The organism is uncultured Ellagibacter sp., from assembly GCF_934636505.1.
Classification (GTDB): domain Bacteria; phylum Actinomycetota; class Coriobacteriia; order Coriobacteriales; family Eggerthellaceae; genus Ellagibacter.
Genome location: NZ_CAKUAL010000082.1, coordinates 1 through 7,620 on the forward strand (window position 1 = coordinate 1; position 7,620 = coordinate 7,620).

Below are 7,620 nucleotides of genomic sequence, written 5' to 3' on the forward strand. Positions count from 1 at the left end.
TGGGCGCGGACCAGATCGTGGTCCTCGACCAGGGGCGCGTTGCCGAGATCGGCTCGCACGAGGCGCTTCTTGGCAAGGGCGGTCTCTATGCAAAGATGTGGGCCGACTACGAGCAGGCGGCCAGCTGGAAGATTTCCGCCGCGGTTGCCGATGCCGCCGCAGACGCCGTCGCCGCGAAAGGGGGCGAGGCCTAGATGTTCGCCTCATTCAAAAAGAAGTACTTTCTGTCCGATAAAGGCATCGCGGGGGTGAAGCGCGGGATTTTCTGGACCACGATTACCAACCTGGTCACCATGGCTGGCATGGGCTTTCTGTTCCTGGTTATGGCAGGGTTCGTCGACCATTTGACGACGGGCGCGGACCTGCCCGCCGCCCTGCCCATCGTGGCCGGCCTTGTGGTCTTCCTTGCTCTGCTCTTCGCTTCGAACTGGCAGCAGTACTACTACACTTATTGCATCTTCTACGAGGAGTGCGGCAACCAGCGCGTCGAGATCGCCGAGCGTCTGCGAAAGCTGCCCCTTTCGTTCTTCGGCCGCCGCGACCTCGCCGACCTTACCGAGACCATCATGGGCGACGCCCAGGCCATGGAGCACGCCTACAGCCATGTTTTGGGCGAGCTGTGGGGCGCCGTCATCGCGAGCGCCATCGTGTTCGCGGGGTCGCTGTTCTTCTGCTGGCAGCTTGCCATCGCGGCGTTTTGGAGCGTGCCCGTGGCGTTTGCCGTCCTGTGCCTGACGCGCGGCCCCATGACCCCGGTGTTCGACCGAGTCCGCGCCGAGAAGGTCAAGGTCACCGAGGCCGTCCAGGAAACTCTCGACTGTGTCCGCGAGATTCGCGCCACCAACCAGGAAGCGCACTATCTGGCAGGCTTGAACGCCGTGATCGAGCGCGAGGAGCGCGAGACGACCAGGGGCGAGCTCGCCAACGGGCTCCTGGTCAACTCGGCATTCGCCATCCTGCGTCTGGGAATCGCCACTACGCTCGTCACGGGCGCCGCGATGGTCGTCTCCGGCCAGGTCGACTTCATGGTGATGTTCGCGTTCCTGCTTATGGTGAGCCGAATCTACGCTCCGTTCGACCAGGCCCTTATGCTCGTCTCCGAGTTGTTCGCCGCCGAGTCGTCGGCCAAGCGCATGCGCTCCATCATGGAGGAGCCCGTGGCGCAGGGCAGCGAGAAGTTCGAGCCTTCGGGCCATGACGTGGTGTTCGACCACGTGGCGTTCGGATACGGCGCGGGCGAAGACGGGCGCGCCGGCGAGAAGGTCCTGGCTGACGTGAGCTTCACCGCAAAGGAAGGCGAGGTCACGGCGCTCGTCGGTCCGTCCGGCTCGGGCAAGTCGACGGTGAGCCGACTGGCGGCGCGTTTCTGGGACGCCACCTCCGGCAAGGTCACCGTGGGTGGTGTTGACGTCGCGAGCGTGGACCCCGAGGCGCTGCTGCGCGATTACGCGATCGTCTTCCAAGACGTGCTGCTCTTCGACGACACGGTGATGGGCAACATCCGCCTTGGCCGCCGTGATGCCACCGACGAGGAGGTCTTGGCCGCCGCACATGCCGCCAACTGCGATGAGTTCGTGAGCCGCATGCCGCAGGGCTACGACACCCTGATCGGCGAGAACGGATCCAAGCTCTCCGGCGGCGAGCGCCAGCGCATCTCCATCGCCCGCGCTCTGCTCAAGGATGCGCCTATCGTCCTTTTGGACGAGGCCACGGCGAGCCTGGACGTCGAGAACGAGACCGTGGTGCAGGAGGCTCTTTCCCGCCTGCTCGCGGGCAAGACCGTCATCGTGATCGCGCACCGCATGCGCACGGTAGAGAACGCCGACAAGATCGTGGTCCTGAAGGGAGGCGTGGTCGCCGAGCAGGGTGCGCCCGCCGAGCTCAAGGCTGCGGGCGGCGAGTTCGCGCACATGGTCGAGCTCCAGAAGGAGACGGCTGCCTGGCGGCTGTAGGGTCGTTCCCCTTTGAAAACGGCCTATGCGTGAGGGGCGCCTTCCCTTTGAGGAAGACGCCCCTTCGCAGGTGTTTTCTATTCCTGCACCTTTAAGGCCTCGGCGAGGCTGACGCGTTTGATGGAGCGCGTGTGCAAAAACGCCACGACGAGGTAGGTCGCAAACCCGATGCCTGCACACGCGGCCATAGCTGACCACGGCACGTAAATCTCGATGTTGCCGTTGTAGGTGAGCAGCATCGTGCGGAAGATCGCGGCGAGCGATTCGATGATCAGCGGCTCGCACAGCACGAGCGAGGCGACGACGCACAGCGTGATCGATCGGATGTAGAGATGCGAGATTTCGCCGTCGCGGTAGCCGAAGACCTTCATGTAGCTGATCGAGCGGGCGCTGCGGTCGATCACGGCCTTGGTCAGCAGGTACATGAACAGCAGGAAGATGAATACGGCGAGCCCGACCATCAGGCCGATTAGGCTGCTCATCATGTCGATGAACTGGTCGCCGACGGCGCGCATGTCGTCGGGCGTGGTATCGCCGGAGAAGTAGCGCGAGTCGAGGTCGAGCTCCTCGTCGCTCACGTAGCCATTGAAGTAGGAGGCGTCGTTGCCGAAGAGCTCGTTGAAGTCATCAATGCTCATGTAGACGTTCATGTCCGACTTCGTGCCCCACGCGAAGTCGTCGCCTGCGTACTCGAGGAAGTAGTCCTTCTCCTCGTACTTATCATCGAGCTCGACCTTTTGCCCTTCTTTCCAGCCGAACTTATCGAGAAGCCCGCGGCCGAAGATGACGCGGTTGCCGCCGACGTCGAGGTCTTTCCAGTAGCGCGAGTCGGGTGAGATACCGTAGATGGACACCGTCTCGGTGCCGTTTCCCTCGCCACGGTCGTATTGTAGCTGGTAAATGGCGTATTTTTCAGTCTGGGCAACCTTATCTGCGCCGTTGTCGACCGTGTTCACGGGGTGGATGTCGTCTTCGCTGGCGTCGATGTTGGAAGCGGCGTCGATAAGGTCGATGGTCTCGTCGCGATCGCAGCCGAGAGCGTTTGCGAGCTCGTCAAGGCGCGTATAGAGGGCATCCTTCTTGTCCTGCACCTCTTCGAGCGCATTGGCTGCCGCTTGCATGTTGTCTGCTGAGGGCGAGGCGGCGAGTATGTCGGCAGCCGTCTGCGCTGTGTCTACCGCGTCATCGAGCTCGTCCTCGGCGTCCTCGGCGGCGGAAAGAAGGGCGCCGTCGACGGACTGGAGGCGGTCGAGCGCTGCCCACTGCGCGCGCTGCTCGGCTGTGCCCTCAAGCTCGAGCGGGGCCTTGAGCGTGTACTGGTGCTCGGCCACGAGGCTCGTCTCAAGGTTGTCGGCGTAGTGCGTCATCGTGGGGAGGATCGCCAGACCGAAGAGCAGAAGCAGCGAGGCGAAGGCGATGCCCACGAAGAGCGTGACGAAGTTGCCGAGGTTGCGCAAAAAGACGCGTAGGCGGAAGCGCGCGACGAAGCCCATGCGCTCGGGCAGCCGCAGTCCGCGTTTGGTGCCTGACTTTCCGCTGGCCTCGTGGCGCAAAAACTGCAGCGGGGTCTTTCCCATCTTGCGAAGAAGCCCCACAAGCGTGATGAGGATGAGCGCGGCGGCGGGCACCACGGCGCATTTGACGAAGATCCCCCAGCTCCAGTACACGTGGAAAGGCGGCAGGCTGTAGGAGCCGTAATAGAGATTGCGCATGGGCTCGGTGAAGAAGGCGACGCCGAGCGCGCACCCCAGGCCCGCCGCGAAGATGCCCACGATAGCAGGAAGCGTGAGGTAGTGGAGGACGATCTCGCGCTTGCGGTAGCCGCTCGCGAGCAGCGTACCTATGACGGCGCTCTCCTCTTCGATGGTGGCGTTGGTGAGCACGACGAAGACGAAGGCCATGATCACGATGATGATGTCGAGCAGCGTCGTCCACATGGCGGAGTCGCCGTCCACGTCATCGCGCGCGTAGCCGATGCCCTGGTTGGAGTCGGCGTCGATGAGGTCATCCACGCGCGCGTCGGCATCCGTTAAAGCCTCTACCATGTCCTTCTCGGCATCGGTGCGCTCGGCGACGGAGAGGTCGCGGTCCTTGAAGGTGAACGAGTAGGTGTAGGTGGGCGCGCCGCCAGCGTCCTCGAGTGCGGTGAAGCCGGCGTCTGTGACCTCGGCCACGCCGAAAGTGATGGTGTTCACCGTGAAGTCGGAGTTGTTGAGGAAGAGCGCCTGGCTGTCGGGCAAGGTCATGATGCCGCAGATGGTGTAGGCGCGCCCCTCAAGCTCGACCTTGTCGCCTATGGCAAGCGTGTTGTTCGTGGCGAAGACGCGGTCGACGGCGACCTCGTCGTCTGTCTGGGGCTTCGCGCCCTCGCAATAGGATGCGATGTCGACTTCGGTGCGGTGGGTGTAGGTGCGCAGCGTGCGCTTGGTGCCGTCGTCGCCCGTGGGCTTCTTGATGGCCGCATCTATGGAGAAGTTCTTGAAGAACGTGACGCCGCCGACGCCATCGGCCGCGTCCTCGGCCGCTTCGAGCTGAGCGTCGGTCGCCTCGAACGCCGTTATCACGCGGCCGTCCTCGATCGTGTACTCGTCACGCATATTGTCGATGAGGCAGCCGATGGAGTGCGCGGCGAGCAGGAAGCCCGACGTGAGGGCGATTGCGCCGCACATGAGCAAAAAGATACCCAGGTACTTGCCGATGTTGTGCTTGAGCTCGCGGGGGAGCCGTCTGGCCAGAGGAGTCATCGCGCGCCTACCAATCGAGCTTGGAGGCGGACACAGGCGAGTCGTTGACCTCGTCTTCGGCTAAGCGCCCGTCGCGCAGGCGCAGCACGCGGTCGGCCATGCGGGCGATGGCGGCGTTGTGCGTCACGATCACGACGGTGCAGCCGTACTCCCGGTTCACGCGCTCCATGAGTTCGAGCACTTCTTTCGAGGTCTTGTAATCGAGGGCGCCCGTGGGTTCGTCGCACAGGATGAGGCCCGGGTTCTTCACGAGCGCGCGGCCGATGGCGCAGCGCTGCTGCTGGCCGCCGGAGACCTGGCGCGGGAACTTGTTGCGGTGCTCCCAAAGGCCAAGCGAGCGCAGAAGGTCCTCCAAGGGCAGGGGATTTGCCGAGAGGTGCGCCGTGACCTCGATATTCTCCTTGATGGTGAGGTCGGGCACGAGGTTGTAGAACTGGAAGACGAAGCCGAGCTCGCGGCGGCGGTACTCGCCGAGGTCTTTGCTTGAAAGCGCGGTGAGCTCGCAGCCGCCGACTGAGATCGCGCCGCCGTCGGCGCCCTCAAGGCCGCCGATGAGATTGAGGAAGGTCGACTTGCCCGAGCCCGAGGGGCCGAGCATAACGCAGACCTCGCCGCGGTTCACGGTGGTGGTGATGCCGTCGAGCACCTGGACGCGGGCTTCGCCGTCGCCGTAGTGTTTGGCGAGGCTCTCGACGACGAGGTAGGGGGTATTTGATTTTGCCATGGTCGTTCTTTCTTGAAAAGGGGCGCATGCGGCCCTTTAAGGTTGCATTCAGCTAACTTATAACGCAAAAGTTAGCCATATGCAACGCGCTTTGCCAAGTTTCCTCCCCATTTCGAGGGACCTATCGAGCGTCCCTTTCGCATTTGCGATATCGCATCTGGGCGAAAGGGCGAGGCCGAATACCCTTCTCTCGTGCGTGAATGCGTAACGTTCAGGTAAAATTGCCCGAATTGGAGGGCATCAGCCTGCGCAACGCTTTTGCTTGCGCTCTTGATTGGAAAAGGGAATAGTATGGCATCAATGAAAACCAGATCGCGCTCGTCGTGGTCAGGCAAATGGGCGTTCATCTTGGCCGCCGCCGCATCGGCGGTCGGCCTGGGAAACATGTGGCGTTTCCCGTATCTGGCAGCGAAGTACGGCGGCGGTACGTTCCTCATCACCTACCTGGTGCTGGTATTCACGTTCGGCGTGTCGCTCCTGCTGCTTGAGACGGCGATCGGTCGCAAGACGGGCCTTTCGGCCATCGGCGCATTCCGCCATTTCGGGAAGAAATTCATGTTCATCGGCGTGCTGGCGTCGGTCGTGCCCTTCATTATCGTGCCGTATTACTGCATCATCGGCGGCTGGGTGACGAAGTATGCCTTCGCCTATATTGCAGCTGGACCTGCGGCTATGGCGGATGGCGGCACGTTCTTCTCGAGCTTTATCACCGACGGCGTCGACAGCTCGGTCTTCATGCTGATCTTCATGGCTGCGGCGTTCATCATCGTGGCGCGCGGCGTGAAGGGCGGCATCGAGAAGGCGAACCTCATCTTGATGCCCGCGCTTATCGTGATGGCCATCGCGATCGCCATCTTCACGCTGACGTTGCCCGGGGCCCTCGACGGCGCGGCGTACTACCTGATGCCGGATGTTTCGAAATTCTCGCCTGAACTGGTCATCGGCGCGCTCGGGCAGATGTTCTACAGCTTGTCGCTCGCTATGGGCATCATGATCACCTACGGCAGCTACCTCGAGAAGAAGGCGTCCCTGACGCAGTCCGTCACGCGCATCGGCTTCTTCGACCTGGGTGTGTCGTTCCTCGCGGGCCTCATGATCGTGCCTGCCGCGTTTGTCGCGATGGGCTCGGGCGACGCTGTCGCTCAGAACTCCGGTCCCTCGCTCATGTTCATCATCTTGCCCGAAGTGTTTGCGGACATGGGTCAAGTGGCGACTATCGTGGGATTCGTCTTCTTCCTCTTGGTGTTCTTCGCGGCGCTCACCAGCGCGATTTCGCTTACCGAGACCTGCGTCTCCATCATTCAGGACGGCGCGGGATACTCCCGCCGCAAGTCACTGGTGATTACCATCGTGTTCATCGTGGTGGCTGGGCTTTTCATCAACTCGGGCTACAACGTGCTTTCGTTCATCCAGCCCCTAGGCGAAGGCTCCTCGCTGCTCGACTTCGCCGACTTCATCTCCAACTCGGTTATCATGCCGATTGTTGCGCTTTTGACCTGCGTGTTCGTTGGTTGGATCATCAAGCCGAAGACGATTATCGACGAGGTGCGCATCTCTGCGCCCTTCAAGATGGCGAAAGCCTGGTCGGTCATGGTGAAGTACGTGGCACCTGTGCTCGTGGTGGTCATCCTCGTGACCGCGCTTGCCCAGTCGCTCGGCATCATGAAGTTCTAGTGGCGCCTTCCTTCCAAAAGCAGGCAGGGGCGAACCAGCGAGAGGTTCGCCCCTGTCGTGGGGTGGTGCCTTATTCTTTGCGGGCGGGATGCAACACTCGCCCGACCTGCGCTTACAGATGCGCCTGGATGACGCGTGGGCGGAAGCCCTTCGCTTCGAGCGCCTCGACGATCTGCTGCTTGTGCGCGGTGCCGAACGCCTCGATGGTTACACGCAGCTCTACGGCGGCGTTGCGGTTAGTCGTGACGAACTGGTTGTGATCGAGTCGAACGACGTTGCCCTTGCTCTCGGCGATGACCTGGGCGACATTGACGAGCTCGCCAGGGCGGTCGGGCAGGAGCACGCTGACCGTGAAGATACGGTCGCGCTGGATCAGTCCGTGCTGCACGACCGACGACATCGTGATGACGTCCATGTTGCCGCCCGAGAGGATCGACACGACCTTCTTCCCCGTGAAGTCGAGATGGCGCAGCGCGGCGACGGTGAGAAGCCCCGAGTTCTCCACGATCATCTTGTGGTTCTCCAC

At 62.4% G+C, this 7,620-nt stretch carries 4 protein-coding genes and 2 pseudogenes; 3 read left to right on the forward strand and 3 right to left on the reverse strand.

Translation table 11 applies throughout. The features are described 5' to 3' along the window. A pseudogene (locus tag Q0G18_RS08270) lies at nucleotides 1-194 on the forward strand (hypothetical protein); the annotation flags it as partial. Further along, entirely contained in the window at nucleotides 195-1,952 is a 1,758-nt protein-coding gene (locus tag Q0G18_RS08275) for an ABC transporter ATP-binding protein (RefSeq protein ID WP_297151895.1), read from the forward strand. Between the two features lie 77 nt (nucleotides 1,953-2,029). Here the strand turns inward: Q0G18_RS08275 and Q0G18_RS08280 are convergent, their stop codons facing one another. Together Q0G18_RS08280 and Q0G18_RS08285 are read right to left on the reverse strand one after the other, a co-directional pair. After that, nucleotides 2,030-4,696 (reverse strand): ABC transporter permease, encoded by a 2,667-nt coding sequence (locus Q0G18_RS08280; protein WP_297151898.1) that lies wholly within the window; start codon nucleotides 4,694-4,696, stop codon nucleotides 2,030-2,032. 7 nt (nucleotides 4,697-4,703) lie between these two features. Further along, nucleotides 4,704-5,420 (reverse strand): ABC transporter ATP-binding protein, encoded by a 717-nt coding sequence (locus Q0G18_RS08285; protein WP_297151901.1) that lies wholly within the window; start codon nucleotides 5,418-5,420, stop codon nucleotides 4,704-4,706. A gap of 291 nt (nucleotides 5,421-5,711) precedes the next feature. Between Q0G18_RS08285 and Q0G18_RS08290 the strand changes: the two genes are divergently transcribed. Then, nucleotides 5,712-7,094: a sodium-dependent transporter gene (locus Q0G18_RS08290; RefSeq protein WP_297151904.1), complete on the forward strand. Its 1,383-nt coding sequence runs from the start codon at nucleotides 5,712-5,714 to the stop codon at nucleotides 7,092-7,094. Between the two features lie 112 nt (nucleotides 7,095-7,206). On the opposite strand, the pseudogene Q0G18_RS08295 reads toward Q0G18_RS08290, so the two are convergent. Then, a pseudogene (locus Q0G18_RS08295) lies at nucleotides 7,207-7,620 on the reverse strand (threonine ammonia-lyase); the annotation flags it as partial.

Coding starts and splice junctions, on each gene's coding strand:
- Q0G18_RS08275 (WP_297151895.1), top strand. CDS start 195: ATGTTCGCCTCATTCAAAAAGAAGTACTTTCTGTCCGATAAAGGCATC.
- Q0G18_RS08280 (WP_297151898.1), bottom strand. CDS start 4,696: ATGACTCCTCTGGCCAGACGGCTCCCCCGCGAGCTCAAGCACAACATC.
- Q0G18_RS08290 (WP_297151904.1), top strand. CDS start 5,712: ATGGCATCAATGAAAACCAGATCGCGCTCGTCGTGGTCAGGCAAATGG.
- Q0G18_RS08285 (WP_297151901.1), bottom strand. CDS start 5,420: ATGGCAAAATCAAATACCCCCTACCTCGTCGTCGAGAGCCTCGCCAAA.